Origin of the sequence: Pseudomonas neuropathica (assembly GCF_015461835.1) — a bacterium.
GTDB classification, from domain to species: Bacteria; Pseudomonadota; Gammaproteobacteria; order Pseudomonadales; family Pseudomonadaceae; genus Aquipseudomonas; species Aquipseudomonas neuropathica.
Window position 1 is genome coordinate 45,750 of record NZ_JACOPX010000020.1, and the last position, 19,251, is coordinate 65,000.

Annotated in this window: 18 protein-coding genes; 9 read left to right on the forward strand and 9 right to left on the reverse strand. The window is 60.0% G+C overall.

Going from position 1 to position 19,251, the window contains the following annotated elements:
• Positions 1–59: 59 nt before the first annotated feature.
• The gene (locus H8F23_RS25355) at positions 60–734 is read right to left on the reverse strand and encodes a methionine ABC transporter permease (RefSeq protein ID WP_016986455.1); all 675 of its coding nucleotides are present in this window, start codon (positions 732–734) and stop codon (positions 60–62) included.
• Positions 734–1,741, reverse strand: coding sequence for a methionine ABC transporter ATP-binding protein (locus H8F23_RS25360; RefSeq protein ID WP_099757627.1), 1,008 nt, complete (start codon positions 1,739–1,741; stop codon positions 734–736). The genes H8F23_RS25355 and H8F23_RS25360 overlap by 1 nt, the downstream gene beginning before the upstream one ends.
• Positions 1,742–2,001: 260 nt before the next feature.
• Between H8F23_RS25360 and katE the strand changes: the two genes are divergently transcribed.
• Positions 2,002–4,143, forward strand: coding sequence for a catalase HPII (gene katE, locus H8F23_RS25365; RefSeq protein ID WP_194936224.1), 2,142 nt, complete (start codon positions 2,002–2,004; stop codon positions 4,141–4,143).
• 136 nt (positions 4,144–4,279) lie between these two features.
• Here katE and H8F23_RS25370 read toward each other — a convergent pair whose 3' ends face one another.
• Genes H8F23_RS25370 through H8F23_RS25385 form a run of 4 tightly spaced genes read right to left on the reverse strand, consistent with a single transcriptional unit; the run spans position 4,280 to position 7,079 of the window.
• Positions 4,280–4,993 carry a PA5502 family lipoprotein gene (locus tag H8F23_RS25370; RefSeq protein WP_194936197.1) on the reverse strand — a complete coding sequence of 238 codons (714 nt, stop codon included), beginning with the start codon at positions 4,991–4,993 and terminating at the stop codon, positions 4,280–4,282.
• 37 nt (positions 4,994–5,030) lie between these two features.
• The gene (znuB, locus tag H8F23_RS25375; protein WP_007911758.1) at positions 5,031–5,819 is read right to left on the reverse strand and encodes a zinc ABC transporter permease subunit ZnuB; all 789 of its coding nucleotides are present in this window, start codon (positions 5,817–5,819) and stop codon (positions 5,031–5,033) included.
• Entirely contained in the window at positions 5,812–6,597 is a 786-nt protein-coding gene (gene znuC, locus H8F23_RS25380) for a zinc ABC transporter ATP-binding protein ZnuC (RefSeq protein WP_007911759.1), read from the reverse strand. Before znuC ends, znuB begins: the two co-directional genes overlap by 8 nt.
• Positions 6,597–7,079 (reverse strand): Fur family transcriptional regulator, encoded by a 483-nt coding sequence (locus H8F23_RS25385; protein WP_007911760.1) that lies wholly within the window; start codon positions 7,077–7,079, stop codon positions 6,597–6,599. Before H8F23_RS25385 ends, znuC begins: the two co-directional genes overlap by 1 nt.
• A gap of 66 nt (positions 7,080–7,145) precedes the next feature.
• Between H8F23_RS25385 and H8F23_RS25390 the strand changes: the two genes are divergently transcribed.
• Complete coding sequence (locus tag H8F23_RS25390) at positions 7,146–8,066, forward strand: zinc ABC transporter substrate-binding protein (RefSeq protein ID WP_194936198.1); 921 nt, start codon at positions 7,146–7,148, stop codon at positions 8,064–8,066.
• 64 nt (positions 8,067–8,130) lie between these two features.
• Here H8F23_RS25390 and H8F23_RS25395 read toward each other — a convergent pair whose 3' ends face one another.
• Positions 8,131–9,084, reverse strand: a complete 954-nt coding sequence (locus tag H8F23_RS25395; protein WP_194936199.1) for a homoserine kinase — start codon at positions 9,082–9,084, stop codon at positions 8,131–8,133.
• A gap of 61 nt (positions 9,085–9,145) precedes the next feature.
• Positions 9,146–9,442, reverse strand: a complete 297-nt coding sequence (locus H8F23_RS25400; RefSeq protein WP_093429504.1) for a DUF2782 domain-containing protein — start codon at positions 9,440–9,442, stop codon at positions 9,146–9,148.
• A 74-nt stretch (positions 9,443–9,516) separates the two neighbouring features.
• Here H8F23_RS25400 and polA point away from each other — a divergent pair, with 74 nt between their 5' ends.
• Positions 9,517–12,321 carry a DNA polymerase I gene (polA, locus tag H8F23_RS25405; protein ID WP_194936200.1) on the forward strand — a complete coding sequence of 935 codons (2,805 nt, stop codon included), beginning with the start codon at positions 9,517–9,519 and terminating at the stop codon, positions 12,319–12,321.
• 424 nt (positions 12,322–12,745) lie between these two features.
• Here the strand turns inward: polA and yihA are convergent, their stop codons facing one another.
• Positions 12,746–13,390, reverse strand: a complete 645-nt coding sequence (gene yihA / locus H8F23_RS25410; protein ID WP_194936201.1) for a ribosome biogenesis GTP-binding protein YihA/YsxC — start codon at positions 13,388–13,390, stop codon at positions 12,746–12,748.
• A 191-nt stretch (positions 13,391–13,581) separates the two neighbouring features.
• Here yihA and H8F23_RS25415 point away from each other — a divergent pair, with 191 nt between their 5' ends.
• The 6 genes from H8F23_RS25415 (at position 13,582) to H8F23_RS25440 (ending at position 19,208) form a co-directional block, all read left to right on the forward strand.
• Entirely contained in the window at positions 13,582–13,872 is a 291-nt protein-coding gene (locus H8F23_RS25415) for a c-type cytochrome (protein WP_034152239.1), read from the forward strand.
• 43 nt (positions 13,873–13,915) lie between these two features.
• On the forward strand, positions 13,916–14,527 hold the full coding sequence (locus H8F23_RS25420; protein ID WP_008081240.1) for a c-type cytochrome: 612 nt from the start codon (positions 13,916–13,918) through the stop codon (positions 14,525–14,527).
• Positions 14,528–14,714: 187 nt separating this feature from the next.
• A complete protein-coding gene (locus H8F23_RS25425) occupies positions 14,715–15,356 on the forward strand; it encodes a thiol:disulfide interchange protein DsbA/DsbL (protein ID WP_122604722.1) in 642 nt (213 codons plus the stop codon).
• Positions 15,357–15,370: 14 nt separating this feature from the next.
• Complete coding sequence (locus tag H8F23_RS25430; RefSeq protein WP_194936202.1) at positions 15,371–16,249, forward strand: endonuclease/exonuclease/phosphatase family protein; 879 nt, start codon at positions 15,371–15,373, stop codon at positions 16,247–16,249.
• Positions 16,246–18,324: a diguanylate cyclase gene (locus H8F23_RS25435; RefSeq protein ID WP_194936203.1), complete on the forward strand. Its 2,079-nt coding sequence runs from the start codon at positions 16,246–16,248 to the stop codon at positions 18,322–18,324. The genes H8F23_RS25430 and H8F23_RS25435 overlap by 4 nt, the downstream gene beginning before the upstream one ends.
• Positions 18,325–18,425: 101 nt before the next feature.
• The gene (locus tag H8F23_RS25440; RefSeq protein WP_194936204.1) at positions 18,426–19,208 is read left to right on the forward strand and encodes an N-acetylmuramoyl-L-alanine amidase; all 783 of its coding nucleotides are present in this window, start codon (positions 18,426–18,428) and stop codon (positions 19,206–19,208) included.
• Positions 19,209–19,251 lie beyond the last annotated feature (43 nt).

Here is a 19,251-nt window from a genome sequence, read left to right on the forward strand (position 1 = left end):
AGGCGCCCGTCTGGCGCCTGCCAGCGAATGGCCGGCTCATCTCTTGATTACAAAACCGGTTATTTGCGCGAGAAATGCACGACCAGTCGATCACCGACCATCTGCAGCACTTGCACCAGAATCAACAGCAACACCACGGTGACGATCATTACGTCAGTCTGGAAACGCTGGTAACCGAAACGGATCGCCAGGTCACCCAGACCACCAGCGCCAACCACACCGGCCATCGCCGTGTAGGACACCAGTGTAATCGCCGTCACCGTAATCGCCGCGAAGATGCCCGGACGGGCTTCCGGCAGCAGGGCGTTCATGATGATCTGCCGCGTGGTCGCGCCCATCGACTGGGTGGCTTCGATGATGCCGCGATCGACTTCACGCAGCGCGGTTTCCACCAAACGCGCGAAGAACGGTGTCGCACCGACTACCAATGGCGGAATCGCACCGGCCACGCCCAGCGACGTGCCGGTGATCAGCACGGTGAACGGGATCATCACGATCAACAGAATAATGAACGGCAGCGAACGCAGGATGTTCACCGCCAGCGACATGAATGCGTAGAGGCCACGGTTTTCCAGCAATTGACGCGGGCTGCACAGAAACAGCAACACGCCCAGAGGTAGGCCGAGCAATACGGTGAACAGCAGCGAACCACCGAGCATCAGCATCGTGTCGCCGGTGGCCAGCCAGATTTCGTACCAGTCGATATTGGTGAAGAAACTGATCAGGTCTTCCATTAGCGCAATACCTCCATGTGAACGTCAGCGGCGGTGAAGCGGGCGAAGGCCGCTTCCATGTCGCCACCGGTGACGGCGAGGGTCAATTGCCCGTACGGAATGTCTTTGATGCGGTCGATGCGACCGGCGAGGATGCTGTAGTCGACGCCGGTTTCCCGAGCGACGGTACCGAGCAGCGGCGCGTAGGTCGCTTCGCCCTGGAAGGTCAGACGCACAATGCGGCCCGGCACGTGAGCGAAGTCATCACGTTGCTCGCTTTCGTCGATCTGCTCGCTTTCCTGGACGAAACGCTTGGTGGTCGGGTGTTTTGGATGCAGGAACACATCGGCGACCGAACCTTGCTCGACGATCACGCCGGCATCCATTACAGCCACTTGATCGCAAACGCGACGGATCACATCCATCTCGTGGGTGATCAGGACGATGGTCAGTTTCAGTTCGCGGTTGATCTCGGCCAGCAATTGCAGGACCGAGGCGGTGGTCTGCGGGTCAAGGGCACTGGTGGCCTCGTCGCACAGCAGAATCTTCGGCTTGGTCGCCAGGGCGCGGGCAATGCCGACGCGCTGTTTCTGGCCGCCGGACAATTGCGCCGGGTACTTCTTGGCGTGGTCGGACAGACCGACCCGCGCCAGCAATTCAGCAACACGCTTGTCAATCTCGCCGCCCGACAGTTCGCCGGCCAGGGTCAGCGGCAACGCAACGTTGTCGGCCACGGTCTTGGAGGCGAGCAGGTTGAAATGCTGAAAGATCATCCCGACTTGCTGACGGAAACGGCGCAGGCCGTTGGCGTCCAGTGCGGTGACTTCTTCGCCGTCGACGATGATCTTGCCGCCACTGGAGTCTTCCAGGCGATTGATCAGACGCAGCAGGGTACTTTTGCCCGCGCCGGAATGGCCGATCAGGCCGAACACCTGCCCGTTCTCGATAGAAAGACTGGTCGGATGCAGCGCGGGAATGTCCTTACCGGCGACGCGGTAAGTCTTGTGGACGTTTTGAAACTCGATCACGTAGCGAACCTTGTGGGGCGCGTTAGAAAAGGATCAGCGGTTAGCCGGGCGCGCATTTTAGCCTGTCCGTATAGAGGTTCTTAGCATTTATTTCTCAATTAACCTTCGATTTGGCAATAACAAGATCAAAGGTCATAAAAAAGGAACGCCCCCAACGCCTCATCAGTCACTAAGTAAGCGACTTGAAAACCCTGGGTGCCGTGCCCGGGAACCACTCAAGAGTCCCCGGCAAACCACGGGGTCAACCGAGGAGTTTACGACTGATGAGCAAGAAGCCTACGTCCGACAAAAGCCAAATGGCCGGAACCGATACCCCGGATCGTGCCAACACCAACGCCAAACTCGACAGCCTGGAGAAATTCCGCTCCGACGCCACCGGCCAGGCGCTGCGTACCAACCAGGGTGTGAAGATTGCCGACAACCAGAACACCCTCAAGGCCGGCCCGCGTGGGCCGTCACTGCTTGAAGATTTCATCATGCGGGAAAAGATCACGCATTTTGACCATGAGCGGATCCCGGAACGCATCGTCCACGCACGCGGCACCGGGGCGCATGGTTTCTTTCAGGCCTACGAGAACCATTCGACGCTGACCAAGGCCGGGTTCCTACAGGATCCGGGGAAAAAGACGCCGGTGTTCGTGCGCTTTTCCACGGTGCAGGGCCCACGCGGTTCCGGCGACACCGTGCGTGACGTACGCGGTTTCGCGGTGAAGTTCTTCACCGATGAAGGCAACTTCGACCTGGTCGGCAACAACATGCCGGTGTTTTTCATTCAGGACGCGATCAAGTTTCCCGACTTCGTCCACGCGGTGAAACCCGAGCCGCACAACGAAATCCCTACCGGCGGCTCGGCTCACGACACCTTCTGGGACTTCGTTTCGCTGGTTCCGGAATCGGCGCACATGGTCATCTGGGCGATGTCCGACCGGGCGATCCCGAAAAGCCTGCGCAGCATGCAGGGCTTCGGCGTGCACACCTTCCGCCTGATCAACGCCGAGGGCAAATCGCGCTTCGTCAAATTCCACTGGCGCCCTACCGCCGGCACTTGCTCGCTGGTGTGGGACGAGGCGCAGAAGCTCGCGGGTAAAGACACCGATTACCACCGCCGCGACCTGTGGGAAGCGATCGAGATGGGTGACTATCCGGAATGGGAACTCGGCGTGCAGATCATTGAGGAGGAAAACGAGCACGACTTCGATTTCGACATCCTCGACCCGACCAAGCTGATCCCCGAAGAAATCGTGCCGATCACGCCGCTGGGCAAAATGACCCTGAACCGCAACCCCGACAACTTCTTCGCCGAGACCGAGCAGGTCGCGTTCTGCCCTGGCCACATCGTGCCCGGCATCGACTTCTCCAATGACCCGCTGCTGCAAGGTCGGCTGTTTTCCTACACCGACACGCAAATCAGCCGACTCGGTGGGCCGAATTTTCACGAGTTGCCGATCAACCGGCCGGTGGCACCGTTCCACAATGGCCAGCGCGATGCGCAACACCGCACGGTGATCGACAAGGGCCGCGCCTCGTATGAGCCGAACTCGATTGATGGTGGCTGGCCCAAAGAAACCCCGCCGGCCGCAAAGGACGGTGGCTTCGAGAGCTATCCGGAACGCATCGACGCGAACAAGATCCGCCAGCGCAGCGAGTCGTTCAGCGATCACTTCTCCCAGGCGACGTTGTTCTTCAACAGCATGAGCGATCACGAGAAGGAGCACATCATTGCCGCTTACAGCTTCGAGCTGGGCAAGGTTGAGCGTGAGTTCATCCGCGCGCGGGAGGTGAACGAGATTCTCGCCAACATCGATCTGGAACTGGCCAAGCGTGTGGCGGCTAATCTGGGCTTGCCGGCGCCTACCAAAGGCACAGTGGATGCGCGCAAGGTGTCTTTCGATCACTCGCCGTCACTGAGTCAGGCTAATTTGCTGCCAGAAAACATCAAAACCCGAAAAGTGGCAATTCTTGCTGCCAACGGCGTCGATGGTGCGGCGATTGATGCAATGAAGAAGGCATTGGCCGCTGAGGGTGCGCATGCCAAGTTGCTCGGCCCAACTTCAGCGCCGGTGAAGACCGCTGACGGCAAAACGTTGCCAGTGGATGCCTCGATGGAAGGCATGCCGTCAGTGATTTTCGATGCGGTGTTCGTACCGGGTGGCGCGGCGTCGGTGAAGGCGTTGAGCGGCGATGGCGTGGCGTTGCATTACCTGCTGGAGGCGTACAAGCATCTGAAGGCGATTGCGTTGCAGGGTGATGCGAAGCAGTTGCAGAATCTGCTGAAACTGGAGGCGGATGACGGATTGCTGCAAGGCAAGGATGTGCCAGCGTTGACCAAGCCGTTCTTTGCGGCGATCGGGCAGCATCGGGTTTGGGCGCGGGAGCCTAAGGCGAAAGCCATTCCAGCTTAAGATCTTCGTTGGCTGAAAGGACGCTTTCGCGAGCAGCTCGCTCCCACAAGGGATCTCTGGTGAACACAGATTTTGTGTCAGGCCCGAGATCAAATGTGGGAGCGAGCTTGCTCCGGGCGGCGTTCCGACGAAGCTTTTAAGGTTTACGCGGACTCAAGACCATCTGCGCCGGTACTGTGCGCAGAGTTTGCTTCACAATCTTCAGATCAAAATCCGGATTCAACTTCTTCACCCGCTTGGTCAGCAACGTCGCCAGCCACGGATAGTCATCGGTACGCGGCGCCTGAATGGTCACCCCACACTCATAATTCACCACATCAGCGGCGATCGCATCGAGTTGCCGGCGAAGTTTGCGGCTATCGGTGATGTTCAGCGCAACCGTGGTGCTCTCGGCAGCCGGATCAATCACTTTGGCTTTCGGCTTGGCCTCGGCGGCCAGCAATGCAGCCTCAGCCTTTTCCAGCTCAGCCTTGCGCGCTTCAGTAATGGCACCGTTGACGCCACCGGTCAGCGCCGGCGCTTTCGGCATCAACGCGCGGGCACGGCTTAACGCCGTAGCGGCAGCATTCACATCGCCCTTCTGCAGCACAATCTGGCTGCGACGCAGATACGCTTCGGCCAATTGCCGCTGGTATTGCTCAAGGGATTGATCGTTGGGGGTTTCTTTCTGCAAAGCGGCCAACTGATCTTCGGCAGTGGCCAGCTCGCTGCTGGCCAGGCTTTGCTCCAGCTGTGCGATGGCCGTAGCTCGCGCATCGGGGACTTCGGCCACCGGCGGCGTGCTTTGGCAGGCGCCCAGTAGCACTGAAAATGCGACAAGGAGCAGATAACGGGAGGCGAACGGCTTCATTCCTGCGACTCTCTATTTGCGCAAAAAGCGGCCAAGTCTACACCCCACGACGGGGCAGAACAAAACTCAACAGAAACAGTGCGGCCGCCGTCACAACGATAGACGGCCCCGCCGGGGTGTCTTTGAACCACGACAGCGCCAGCCCGCCACACACGGCGAGCATGCCCAGCAGGCTTGCGCCCAGTGCCATCTGCTCCGGCGAGCGGGCGTGACGCTGTGCCGCAGCCGCCGGGATGATCAGCAGTGAAGTAATCAGCAACACTCCGACGATTTTCATCGCCACCGCGATCACCACCGCGATCAATAACATCAGCGCCATGCGCAGGCCCGCCACCGGCAGGCCTTCGACCTTGGCCAGCTCTTCGTGCACGGTGATCGCCAGCAATGGCCGCCACAGTGTCACCAGCAACACCAGCACCGCCGCGCTGCCGCCGAGGATCCACGCCAGATCGGTCGGGCTGATCGCCAGCAGGTCGCCGAACAGATAGGCCATCAGGTCGATCCGCACTTCATGCATGAAGCTTAGTACCACCAGGCCGAGAGAGAGTGTGCTCGGTGCGAGAATTCCCAACAGCGTGTCGGACGCCAGCGGTTGACGCTGTTGCAATGTGACCAGCAGCACCGCCAGCAACAGACAGCCTACGGTCACCGCAACGGTCGGGCTGACATCCAGCAGAAAGCCCAGCGCCACACCCAGCAACGCGGCGTGGGACAAGGTGTCGCCGAAATAGGCCATGCGCCGCCAGACCACAAACGAACCCAGCGGACCTGCAACGATCGCCAGCGCCAGACCTGCAAGCAGGGCATACAACAGAAAATCAGCCATGCTTGCAGTTGTCTCCGTGAACGTGAGGTTGGCCAATAACCGGCCCTTTGACCACCGAACCGTGCAGGTCGTGAGCGTGGTCGTGATGGTGGTGATAAACCGCCAGGCTCTGCGCGTTCTTGCCGAACAGCTCGACAAACGCAGGATCGCCGCTGACCTGCTCGGGATGCCCGGAACAGCAGACATGACGGTTGAGGCAGACCACCTGGTCGGTGGTGCTCATCACCAGATGCAAATCGTGGGACACCATCAACACGCCGCAGCCATGGCGGTCGCGCAGACGGGTGATCAGGCTGTACAACTCGGCTTGGCCGGCGACGTCGACGCCTTGCACCGGTTCATCGAGCACCAGCAATTCCGGCTCGCGCAACAACGCGCGAGCGAGCAGCACGCGCTGCATTTCACCGCCGGAAACGCTTTGCACCGGGCTGTCGATGACGTGTTCGGCGCCAACTTCTTTCAGCGCAGCCAGCGCGCGCGGCCGATCAACGCCCGGAACCAGGCGCAGAAAGCGCAGCACTGAAAGCGGTAGGGTCGGATCGACGTGGAGTTTTTGCGGCATGTAACCGACGCGCAGCTTCGGCTTGCGCCAGACACTGCCGCTGTCCGGCTTGAGCAAGCCGAGCACGGCGCGCACCAGCGTGGTCTTGCCGGCGCCGTTGGGGCCGATCAGAGTGACGATCTGCCCCGGCTCGACGCTCAGCTCGATGTTGTCCAGCACAGCCTGCCCGGCAAACGTGACGGCGACCTGCTCCAGACGGATCAGCGCATTGCTCATCAAGCCCCCTGGCAACCGGAACACAGTCCGACGACTTCGACGGTCTGCGCTTCGACGATGAAACCAACGTCTTTGGCGCTGTTGATGATCGCGTCGCTGATCACTTTTTGCTCAAGTTCGATGGCGGCGTGGCAATCGCGGCAGATCAGGAATTGGCCCTGATGCGCGTGTTCCGGGTGTACGCAGCCAACGAAGGCGTTGAGCGAGGAGATGCGGTGTACCAAGCCGTTTTCCAAGAGGAAATCCAGCGCGCGGTACACGGTCGGCGGCGCGGCGCGGCGGCCGTCCTGCTCGCTCAACACGGCAAGAATGTCGTAGGCGCCCAGCGGTTTGTGGCTCTGCCACACCAATTCCAGCACCCGGCGGCGCAACGCGGTCAGGCGCAAGCCTTTCTGGGCGCACAAGGTATCGGCCTCGGACAAAGCGCTGTGCACGCAATGAGAGTGGTCGTGGGGACGGCTGGCAATCGGTGTAATAGGCATGGGCGGCGACGAGTTTTGATAGAGACGTTATTATGTTACCCGTTCTCGCCTCCTTGAGTGGTCATCGTGTCCCGACTTTTTTCTGTTTTTGTGGCTTTTGTCGCCAGTTTTCTGCTGATCGGTTCGGCTCAGGCCGAGGTCAAAGTCCTCGCCAGCATCAAACCGTTGCAGCTGATTGCAGCGGCCGTGCAGGACGGCGTGGCGATTCCCGAAGTGCTGCTGCCGCCGGGTGCTTCGCCACACAATTACGCCCTGCGGCCATCCGACGTACGGAAGGTGCAATCGGTGGATCTGCTCTACTGGATCGGCCCGGACATGGAAGGCTTTCTGCCGCGCGTGTTGAACGGTCGGACGCTGCCGAGCGTCGCCGTGCAGGATTTGCCGGGGATGAAACTGCGGCGTTTTGCTGAGGACAGCCACTCCCACGCCGAAGAGGCTGACGAGCATGATCACGATCACCGTCCGGGCACGCTCGATGCGCATTTGTGGTTATCACCGGTCAATGCGCGGGTAATTGCCGACAAAATGGCCGCTGACTTGAGCGCTGCGGACCCGGAGAACGCCGAGCGCTATCAGAGCAATGCCAAGGCGTTTGATGAGCGTCTGGACGCATTGGATCAGCGTTTGAAGAAGCGTCTGGCCAGCGTTGAAGGCAAGCCGTACTTCGTTTTCCATGAGGCGTTTGATTACTTTGAAGAGGCTTACAGCCTGAAGCATACCGGTGTGTTCAGCGTGGCCGCCGAAGTGCAGCCGGGTGCGCAGCATGTCGCGGCGATGCGCAAGCGCTTGCAGGAAGTGGGCAAGACTTGTGTGTTCAGCGAGCCGCCGTTGCGCCCGCGTTTGGCCGAGACTTTGGTGGCCGGGCTGCCGGTGAAACTGGCTGAGCTGGATGCGTTAGGCGGATACACCCCGGCGACGGCTCAGGGCTATGAGCAGGTGTTGGAGAAGTTGGGTAACGATCTGGCCGGGTGCCTGGAATCTCTGTAGCCCCATAAAAAAAGATCGCAGCCTTCGGCATGTAGGAGCTGCCGAAGGCTGCGATCTTTTGATCTTAAAGGGCGAAAGGCAAAGGTGTACTGACCTGCTGCCGCTGCGCCAAGCGCTGCTCAAACTCCTTGGGATCGTGTATCAACACATCCTGCCCGGCAAACTGCTCCGCCGCGATCAATCGCGACAGCCAGAACCGCACACAGGCCACGCGCAGCATGGTCGGCCACAACTCGGCTTCCGCCGCCGTGAATGGCCGCAGCGCCGCATAGGCGCCGAGAAACGCGCGGGCTCGCGGCCCATCGATCAAACCGTCCTCATCCGAACACCAGTCATTCAAGGCAATCGCCACGTCGTACAGCATCGGCCCCGAGCAGGCGTTGTAGAAGTCGATCAGCCCGGTCAGGTGCGTGCCTTCGAACATAGCGTTGTCGCGAAACAGGTCGGCGTGAATGTTGGCCCGAGGCAGCGCGAGGATCTTCTCTTTGCGCTCGGTGATTTCATCCAGCGCCTTTTGCAGCAAGGCACGCGGCTCATCGCTCAGGTGCGAGAGCAACTCGTTGCCCTCCTCCAGCATCCAGTCCAGGCCACGATCGGTCTTGCGCTTGATCATGTGCTCGCCCTGAGTCGCCAGGTGCAGATGCGCCTGCAACTCGCCGACCTGCGCGCAATGCTGAGCATTGGCGACTTTGATGTGCTTGCCGGACAGCCGCGGTTGCAGCAGCGCCGGTTTGCCCTTCAGCTCACGCAACGCCACGCCGTCGGTGGTGCGCAGTGCGTACGGCACCGGCAAGTCGGCTTCGTGGAGCACGTCGAGCAGGTCGATGAAAAACGGCATCTCCTGCACCGGGCCGCGCTCGACCAGAGTCAGGACGAATTCGCCCTGCTCCAGGCTGATAAAGAAATTGGTGTTTTCGCTGCCGGCGGCGATCCCCTGGAAATCAAGCAGACGGCCAAGCCCGTAAGGGGCGAGAAAGGTTTCCAGCTCGGGCCGAGCCAGGGGAGTGAACACAGACATGGTCAAAAACTGCTCAGTTCAGGCGTCGCGGTCAGGCGACGCCGATTAAAAGTCGGGAAACTTACTTCCAGGTAAAGATTTCCCACGACGGAATCAGCATATCCGGCTGGTCGGAGCGAATGTAGTTCGCGTCCGTACCATCGGCGCGCACCAGGAAATACGGTTTGCCACCCTTCGGCGTGACCTTGATCGCATAAACGAAACCACTGCGACTGTATTCCTGGATAACCTTGTCGCCTTCCGTGTGCGTGTTAATGGTAACTTCCGGCTCCTTTGACGGCGCATCATCCGCCGCCATCGCGGCCAACGGTGAGGCAGCAATCAGACCGACCAGCAGCAAGCGATTTAACGTACGCATGATAACCTTGTCCCTTTGTCGTCAACGGTCCCGCTATTCTAGCGCCGGACCCGCCGAAAAGGTTGATCCTGCTCATGAGCCAAGCCCCCCTCGTCCTGGTGGACGGTTCGTCTTACCTGTACCGCGCCTTTCACGCACTGCCACCACTGACCACCTCCAAAGGCCTGCCGACCGGTGCGGTCAAAGGCGTGTTGAACATGCTCAAGAGTCTGCGCAAGCAGTACCCGGACAGCCCGTTCGCCGTGGTGTTCGACGCCAAGGGCGGGACATTTCGCGATGAGATGTACGCCGAATACAAAGCCAACCGCCCAAGCATGCCCGACGACATGCGCGTGCAGATCGAGCCGCTGCACCAGAGCGTGATCGCCCTCGGTTTCCCGCTGCTGTGCGTGGAAGGCGTCGAGGCTGACGACGTGATCGGCACCCTGGCGCGCAGCAGCGCGGCGGCGGATCGCCCGGTGATCATCTCCACCGGCGACAAGGACATGGCGCAACTGGTCGATGGCCACATTACTTTGGTCAACACCATGTCCGGTAGCTCGATGGACGTGGAGGGCGTTAAGGAGAAATTCGGCGTCGCTCCGGAGCAGATCATCGATTATCTGGCGCTGATGGGCGATTCGTCCGACAACATTCCGGGCGTTCCCGGCATCGGCCCAAAAACCGCGTCCGGCCTGCTGGTCGGCGTGAATGGCGGCCTCACCGAGCTGTACGCCAATCTCGACATCGTGCCGACCCTGCCGATTCGCGGCGCCAAGACCCTGCCGGCCAAGCTTGAAGAGCACAAGGAGATGGCGTTCCTTTCCTATCAACTGGCAACCATCAAGGTCGACGTGCCACTGGACGTTGAACTCGATGATTTGCAGATGGGTGCCGAAGACCCGGCCAAGCTCTACGAGCTGTACTCGTTGCTGGAATTCAAAAGCTGGATCAACGATCTCGATCGCGACGCCAAACGTCTGGAACTGAGCGCAGCCAGCGAACCTGCGCTGGCCGGCGATCTGTTCAGCGCACCAGCGGAAGAAGCGCCTGCCGCTCCCGCCGAAGCTGCCTACGAAACCATCCTTGATCAGGCGCGCTTCGACGTCTGGCTGGAAAAACTCAACAACGCCAAGCTGTTCGCCTTCGACACCGAAACCACCGGCATCGACGCGCAGCAGGCGCAACTGGTCGGCCTGTCGTTCGCCGTGCAGGCCAACGAAGCCGCGTACATTCCGCTGACCCACTCCTACATCGGCGTGCCGGAGCAGCTGGATCGCGACACCGTGCTGCGCGCACTCAAGCCGATTCTGGAAGACCCGAACAAGCTCAAGGTCGGCCAGCACGCCAAGTTCGACATGAACATCCTGGCCAACTGCGCCATCGGCGGCGATCAGAGCCAAGGCATCAACGTGCGCGGCATCGCCTTCGACACGATGCTTGAGTCCTACGTGCTCAACTCCACCGCCACCCGCCACGACATGGACAGCCTCGCGCAGAAGTACCTGGATCACACCACTGTGAGCTTCCAGGACATCGCCGGCAAAGGCGCCAAACAGCTGACCTTCGACCAGATCGCCCTGGAACAGGCCGGGCCGTACGCCGCTGAAGACGCTGATATCACCCTGCGCCTGCACCAGACGTTGTTCGAAAAACTCAGCGCGATCCCGAGTCTGGCCAGCGTGCTGACCGACATCGAAATTCCGCTGGTGCCAGTGTTGGCGCGCATCGAACGCCAAGGCGCGTTCGTTGATGCCGAACTGCTCGGCATTCAGAGCATCGAACTGGGCAACAAAATGGTCGCACTTGAGCGCGAAGCGTTCGAGATCGCCGGGGAAGAGTTCAACCTTGGCTCGCCGAAGCAGTTGGGCGTGATTCTCTACGAGAAACTCGGCCTGCCAGTATTGAAGAAGACCGCCAAGGGCCAGCCGTCCACTGCTGAAGAAGTGTTGGCGAAGCTCGCTGAAGACGATCACCGCTTGCCGAAGGTGCTGATGGAGCACCGCTCGATGAGCAAGCTGAAAAGCACTTACACCGATCGTCTGCCGGAGCAGATCAATCCGCGCACCGGGCGTGTCCACACCTCGTATCATCAGGCTGTGGCGTCGACCGGTCGCTTGTCCTCCAGCGATCCAAACCTGCAGAACATCCCGGTGCGCACCGCTGAAGGCCGACGCATCCGTCAGGCGTTCGTCGCGCCGAAGGGCTACAAACTGTTGGCGGCGGACTATTCGCAGATCGAACTGCGGATCATGGCGCACCTGTCCAAGGACGAAGGCTTGATGAACGCCTTCCGCAACAATCTGGACGTGCACACCGCCACCGCTGCCGAAGTGTTCAAGGTCGAACTCAACGAAGTGACCTCCGACCAGCGCCGTGGCGCCAAGGCGATCAACTTTGGCCTGATCTACGGCATGGGCGCGCAGAAGCTCGGCAAGGACATCGGCGTCGACACCAAGACCGCCAAGGCTTACATCGATACCTACTTCGCCCGATATCCAGGCGTACGCGAGTACATGGATCGCACCCGCGCGCAGGCGGCGGATCAGGGCTATGTCGAGACTTTCTTCGGTCGTCGTCTGTACCTGCCGGAGATCAACTCGAACAAGCCGCAGGAACGCGCCGCTGCCGAGCGCACAGCGATCAACGCGCCGATGCAGGGCACGGCTGCCGACATCATCAAGAAGGCCATGGTGGCGGTGGATAACTGGCTGGCAACATCCGGTCTGGATGCCAGAGTCATCCTGCAGGTGCACGATGAACTGGTGCTGGAGGTTCGTGAGGATCTGGTCGAACAAGTCAGTGCCGAGATTCGCGTGCACATGAGCGAAGCGGCGAAACTGGATGTGCCGCTGCTGGTCGAAGTGGGTGTGGGCAACAATTGGGATGAGGCTCACTGAGCCATTTGATCTCGGTCTGCCGCGACCTGTTGTCGCGGCAACGCCAGTAAAACCTGCTTATTTCGAAAAGCGCTTGGGATTATTCCAAAGCTTTTTGAAAAAAATCTGAACTAATCTGGAAGGACACCACTCAGAGATACTGAATGGCTGGTGAAGCCCTTCGATGCTCCTATGTTGTGTTAAGTGTTGGCAGATATCTGAACCCCGCCCTAGCGGTTCGGAACTTAAACCCCGGAATTTCTCCCTCCCCAATGAAATCCGGGGCTTTTTTTGCCCAAAATTTGTCTGTAGCGCGTTCATGCTGCGTTGAAAGATCAGCTCAAATGCTCATTTAGGTCCCCTAAAGTCGAGCGCGACCCCGGCCGCTTTTCACTGCCCTTTCGCCTTGCCTGAACACACTACAAACAAATTTCCATATCCCGAATTACTCGGCTGCCGCCTCGGTGCCTTTGTCTGCCAGTTCCATCCAGCCGGCCAGTACAGTGTAGGCCTCTTCCAGGCCCATGCGTTTTGGCGCGGAGAACAGCTGGATGGTGACCAGATCGCCCCAACCCTTGCGGATTTCCGACTGCACTTTGAGCAGGGTGTTCTTGGCTGCGCCGTAGGTGAGCTTGTCGGCCTTGGTCAGCAGGATGTGCATCGGCATGCCGGCCGCAACGGCCCAGTCGAGCATCAGCAGGTCGAAGTCGGTCATTGGATGACGGATGTCCATCATCAGAATCAAACCCTTCAAACTCTCGCGGCCACCGAGGTAAGCCTCAAGGTGACGCTGCCAGTGCATCTTCAGCGGGATCGGTACTTTTGCATAACCGTAGCCCGGCAGGTCGACCAGACGGCGATCTTCGTCTAGCTTGAAGAAGTTCAACAGCTGTGTGCGACCCGGCGTTTTCGAGGTGCGCGCCAGGCTGGCGTGAGTCAATGTGTTCAGCGCGCTGGATTTGCCGGCGTTGGAACGGCCGGCAAACGCTACTTCAAAGCCTTCGTCGTCAGGGCATTGATCAACTTTGGCGGCACTGAGCATGAACGTGGACTGTTGGCACAGGCCGAGGATGGGATTCTTGAGTTGCATGGGATTTCCGATGTGGGCGGCGCCGGGATTGGGCGCGGAACGCGGTGTCGCTTCCGTTTCAGTGACGCCAGTATATAATGCCGCAGATTTTGTGTGTGCTTTGTCCCAGCGTAGGATGAAGTTCACGAGAGCGACAGACCTTGATTGCGCATTAGAACGCAGAACGCTCTCAACCCTGAAAAGGTCGTTTTATGACGAAATGGCTGCTGGCTGCCGGAGTCTTGATGCCGCTTTACAGCGCACAGGCTACACAGGATCCGGAAGCTGTGTACAACCGTGTTTGTGGTGCCTGTCATTCCGGCCAACTACCCATGGCGCCCGAAAGAGGCGATCAGGAAGCTTGGACGCCGAGGTTGGCGAAAGGTATGGAGACGCTGGTGCAACACGTGACCCAGGGTTTCAAGGCGATGCCGCCGCGTGGTTTGTGCATGGACTGCAGTGCCGAGGATTACCAAGCCATCATCCTGTGGATGAGCGAGTAAACCCGGTCCATAACTTAACCCTTAGCCGTAGTTGGATTAGCTGATGAACAAATTGATCGTGAGTCTGCTGTTGACCGTGGGAATCTCAGGCTTCGCCCATGCTGCCGGTGATGCCGCAGCAGGCCAGGCAAAAGCCGCCGTATGCGGAGCCTGCCATGGCCCGGACGGGAACAGCATGGCGCCAAACTTTCCGAAACTGGCCGGCCAAGGTGAACGCTACCTGACCAAGCAACTGCACGACATCAAGTCGGGCAAACGCACCGTTCTGGAAATGACCGGCTTGCTGACCAACCTGAGCGATCAGGACCTGGCCGACATCGCCGCCTACTTCGCCAGCCAGAAAGGCAGCGTCGGCGCCGCCGATCCGAAGATCGTCGCTCGCGGTGAAGCGCTGTTCCGTGGCGGCAACCTGGCCAAGGGCCTGCCAGCCTGCACTGGCTGCCATTCGCCGAATGGCGCTGGCAACGCCGCCGCCGGGTTCCCGCACCTGGGTGGCCAACACGCTCAATACATCGCCAAGCAACTGACCGATTTCCGCAAGGAAGAAGGCGGCCGCACCAACGACGGCGACACCATGACCATGCAGACCATCGCCAAGCGCCTGAGCGACGAAGATATTGCTGCGGTCTCCAGCTACATTCAAGGTCTGCACTAAGAGCATTTGGCAGCGATAGATCTCGTGCAACGTTAACGCTCGATTAATCCGTCGCAGCAAGTATAAAAAGGGTGGCTTTGGCCGCCCTTTTTTGTGGCCGCTGCCGTTACACTACAGAACTCATGCCCGCCAGGATCTGTCTGAAAACAGGTCGCGCGAGGCGACCCAAATTGTCCAGGAGTAAAGCATGCGTAATCTGATCATCAGCGCCGCCCTCGTCGCTGCCAGCCTGTTCGGCGTGACCGCTCAAGCCGCCGAAGCACCTGCCGCCCCTTACGTGGAGCTGGCCAACCCGGTGCCGGTTGCAGAGCCTGGCAAGATCGAAGTGGTCGAGCTGTTCTGGTACGGCTGCCCGCACTGCTATGCCTTTGAGCCAGTGATCAACCCTTGGGTTGAAAAACTGCCGTCCGACGTCAACTTCGTGCGTATCCCGGCCATGTTCGGCGGCCCATGGGACGCCCACGGCCAAATGTTCCTGACCCTCGAAGCCATGGGCGTCGAGCACAAGGTTCATGCGGCGGTTTTCGAAGCCATCCAGAAACAACACAAGAAGCTGACCGACAAGAACGACATGGCTGACTTCCTCGCCACTCAAGGCGTGGACAAGGACAAGTTCCTCGCCACCTTCGACTCGTTCGCCATCAAAGGCCAGATCGTCAAGGCCCGTGAACTGGCCAAGAAGTACGAAATCACTGGCGTGCCAACCATGATCGTCAACGGCAAGTACCGCTTCGACATCGGCTCTGCCGGTGGTGCCGAGCAGGCGCTGAAGCTGGCTGACCAACTGGTTGCCAAAGAGCGAGCGGCAACCAAGGCTGCCGCCAACTAAGCGCGGCTACCGCCATGCGCCGCTGGAAGTCTGAACGCACCGTTGGCCTGCATGATCCGCAGGTCAACGAGCATCACCTGGAGTCCACGGGCCTGCCCGCAGACCAGCGTCTGCGCTTGCTCAGTTTCAATATCCAGGTCGGCATCAGCACCGAGCGTTATCGGCATTACCTGACCCGTAGCTGGCAGCACCTGCTGCCGCACAACGGCCGCTCAGGCAATCTGCAGAAGATCGGCGACTTGCTCGGCGACTTCGATCTGGTCGCGCTGCAGGAAGCCGATGGCGGCAGCCTGCGTTCGGGCTACGTCAATCAGGTCGAACATCTGGCGCAGCTCGGCGCCTTCCCTTATTGGTATCAACAACTCAATCGCAACCTCGGTCGACTGGCCCAGCACAGCAATGGCGTGCTCAGTCGCCTGAAACCGTGGGCGATCGAGGATCACCCGCTGCCAGGCCCGAAAGGTCGCGGCGCGATTCTGCTGCGCTTCGGCGAAGGCCCGGAAGCGCTGGTGGTGGTGATGATGCACCTGGCCCTTGGCGCGCGAACCCGCAGCCTGCAACTGGCCTATATTCGTGAGCTGATCGGTGGCTACAAACACCAGGTATTGATGGGCGACATGAACACCCATGCCAGCGATCTGCTGCAACATTCTCCGTTACGCGATCTCGGCCTGCTGGCCCCGCAGGTGGAAGCGACATTCCCCAGCTGGCGTCCTCAGCGTTGCCTTGATCATATTTTGCTCAGCCCGACCCTGACGCTGGAAAAGGTCGAAGTGCTGGCACAACCGATTTCCGATCACCTGCCGGTCGCGGTAGAGATTCGTCTGCCGGGTTCGCTCACGGCCGATGCATTGCCCGCGTTGAGTCCTGCCCCTCGCGGAACCCCTGAATGAGCGACGACGCCCAGCGCTGGAAAGAGAAGTACCTCAAAAGCATCGAACAGCAAGACAAGCTTGAACGGCGCTGGGCCGCCAGGCTCGACTTGCTACGGCGCGGTCTGGTGCGCAGCACACTAGCGGCTGAAGGCACCGATAAAGTCGTCGATCAGTGCATGAAAGAGATGCGCGACGTGGTGCGCACCGACGATATGGACGCCGGCCTCGCCGCCCTGTTGCCGCGCCTGGAAAAAGCCGTGCTCGATTCCGAGCAGCGCCGCGAAACCCGCATCGATCAAGTCAGTACCGCGCTGACATCGCTGGTCACGCAGTTGCAGGCTTTGCCGTTGCCGCGTGAAGTCGCTCAGCCACTGAAGAAATTCGCCAAACAACTGGATAGCCGCGTCGGCTCGGCGCGGGAAATGCCGCTGTTGCTGAGTGAACTCAGTGGCTTGCAGGGCAAGGCTTTGAGTCAGCTGGAAACGCCAGCCGAACCGGGGCGCCCAGGATTGTTGCAGCGTTTGTTTGGTAGCCGTGACAGCGAAGAAGCGCTAGCGACACAATCCCCCGCGCAGGTTCCAGCCTCGCCGCCAGAGCAACCGCTGGCTGCACCGTCACCCACACCGGAAACCGTACAGCTCGCGCCTGTCGCGGCGACTGAGCCGGTACCGGCAGCGCCTGCCAGCGGAGCACTTGCGCCTGTTGTCGAACCATCCACGCCAGCCGCTCCAACCCCGTTGGAACCGGCAAATGTGGTGGCCTTCGTGCCGCCAACGGTCGTCAGCGAAGTTATCAGTGAACCGCTCGATCCGGAGGCAGAGCGCTTCGAGCCCGAGCCCGTTTTCGCCCCCGCTTCAGCGCCGGCTCAAGCGCCGATCACCGCTGAGGCGGTCAATCCTGATGAACTGATCCACCCCGGTGATCCATCACCACCGATCATCGACAGCCTGCCCCTGCCCGAACCGATTGCTCAGGCGCTGGCCGCCATCGACCCGGAACAGCCCGAGCACGACATCCTGTTCGCCCTGCCGGACACCCCGGAGCCCTCTTACAGTTCCGTGGCCAAGCACATCGAAGATACCCTGATCGGGCTGCTCGACGACCTGACCCTGCCGGAACGCCACCGCCCGCAAGCCGAAGCCATGCGTGAGCGGCTAAAACACGGTTTGAACTGGTACGAACTGATCCCGATTCTCGACGATCTTGCAACGTTGATGCTGGCGATCACCGACAGCGGCCAGCACGAATTCGAAGCCTATCTGCAGCAACTCAATGAACGCCTCGAAGCGTTTCAGAGCAATCTGCAAGCTGCCAGCGAAGGCCATGCCGACAACAGCTCGGCGGCGAAAGCCATGGACACGCAGATCCGTGAGCAAGTCGACGGCCTGCAGACCAGCGTGCAGGAAGCGGCGGATCTGGAAGACCTCAAGCACGTGCTGGAAAATCATCTTGAAGGCCTGCTCGGCACCATGGACCAGCACCAGAAGCAGCGCGACGCCCGCGAGCAGGAAGTCGCCACGCGGCTGAAAAGCCTGTCCGAACGCGTGGCGCATATGGAGCAGGAAGCCCAGGGTTTCCGCGAACATCTTGAAGTACAACGGCAGAAAGCACTGATCGACCCGCTCACCGGCCTACCGAACCGCGCCGCGTGGAGCGAACGCCTTGAGCATGAAATCAAGCAGTGGCAACAGCACGGCAACACGCTGAGCCTGGCCATGCTCGACCTCGATCATTTCAAGCGGATCAATGACAACTACGGCCATCTGGCCGGCGACAAGGTGCTGAAAATCATCGCCACCGTACTGCGCAAACGTCTGCGCGGCGGCGATTTCATCGCCCGTTTCGGCGGTGAGGAATTCGTTCTTTTGATGCCGGCGACCCCGCCAGCGGTCGGCGCAAAACTGCTGGAAACCCTGCGCGCCGCTATCGAAGCCTGCCCGTTCCACTTCAAGGGTGAACGAGTGACCATCACCCTCTCCATGGGACTGGCGACATTCCGTGCCGGAGAACACAGCGATCTTGTATTGAAAAGAGCCGATCAGGCGTTGTACCGGGCGAAAAATGCGGGGCGCAACAGGGTCGAGCTGGGCTGAGCAAATTGTTCCATTTTGTTTAAATCCGCCCACTGACCATCGAGACGCGAGGCAGTACGTTACACTGTTGCATTACTGTCTTGCGTGTACTGTCCTCTGCCATGAAATTCTTTGCCCTCCTCGCGTCGCTGCTCGTTCTGGCCGGTTGTGCCAGCGCCCCGCGTTACGACACTAGCCATCCTTCAGCCAATTACGACAGCCGTATCCAGTTCGTGATCGTCCACTACACCTCGGCGTCGCTGGAACGCTCGCTGCAACTGCTGACCCATGGCGAAGTCAGCAGCCATTACCTGATCGGCGACGACAAGAGCGGCACCATCTACAAGCTGATGGACGAAAACCAGCGCGCCTGGCACGCCGGCGAAAGCCAATGGCAGGGCCGTACCTGGCTTAACTCAAGCTCGATCGGTATCGAAATCGTCAATCCGGGCTTCAAGGACACCCCGACCGGTCGTCTGTGGTATCCGTACAGCGAAGCGCAGATTCAATCGTTGATCGTCCTGCTCAAGGACATCAGCAAGCGCAACGGCATCAGCCCGCGCCACATCATTGGCCATAGCGACATCGCCCCACTGCGCAAACTCGATCCGGGCCCGTTGTTCCCGTGGAAACGTCTCGCCGCCGAAGGCTTGGGCGTATGGCCGAACGAACAGGCAGTAGCGCGCCAGCAAATGCTGTTCAACAGCAGCGAACTGCCGAGCATCAGCTGGTTCCAGGCACAGTTGGCGCACTTGGGTTATGACACACCGCAGACCGGTGAGCTGGACGTTGCCACACGCCACGTCCTCGCCGCCTTCCAGATGCACTTCCGCCCTGCGCGTTTCGACGGCACGCCGGATGCACAAACGGCCGCGTTGTTGCTGGTACTCAATCAGACAAAATAATGACGCCCGCCCGACGGTCAGGGCGAAATTGCAATCAGCAGCT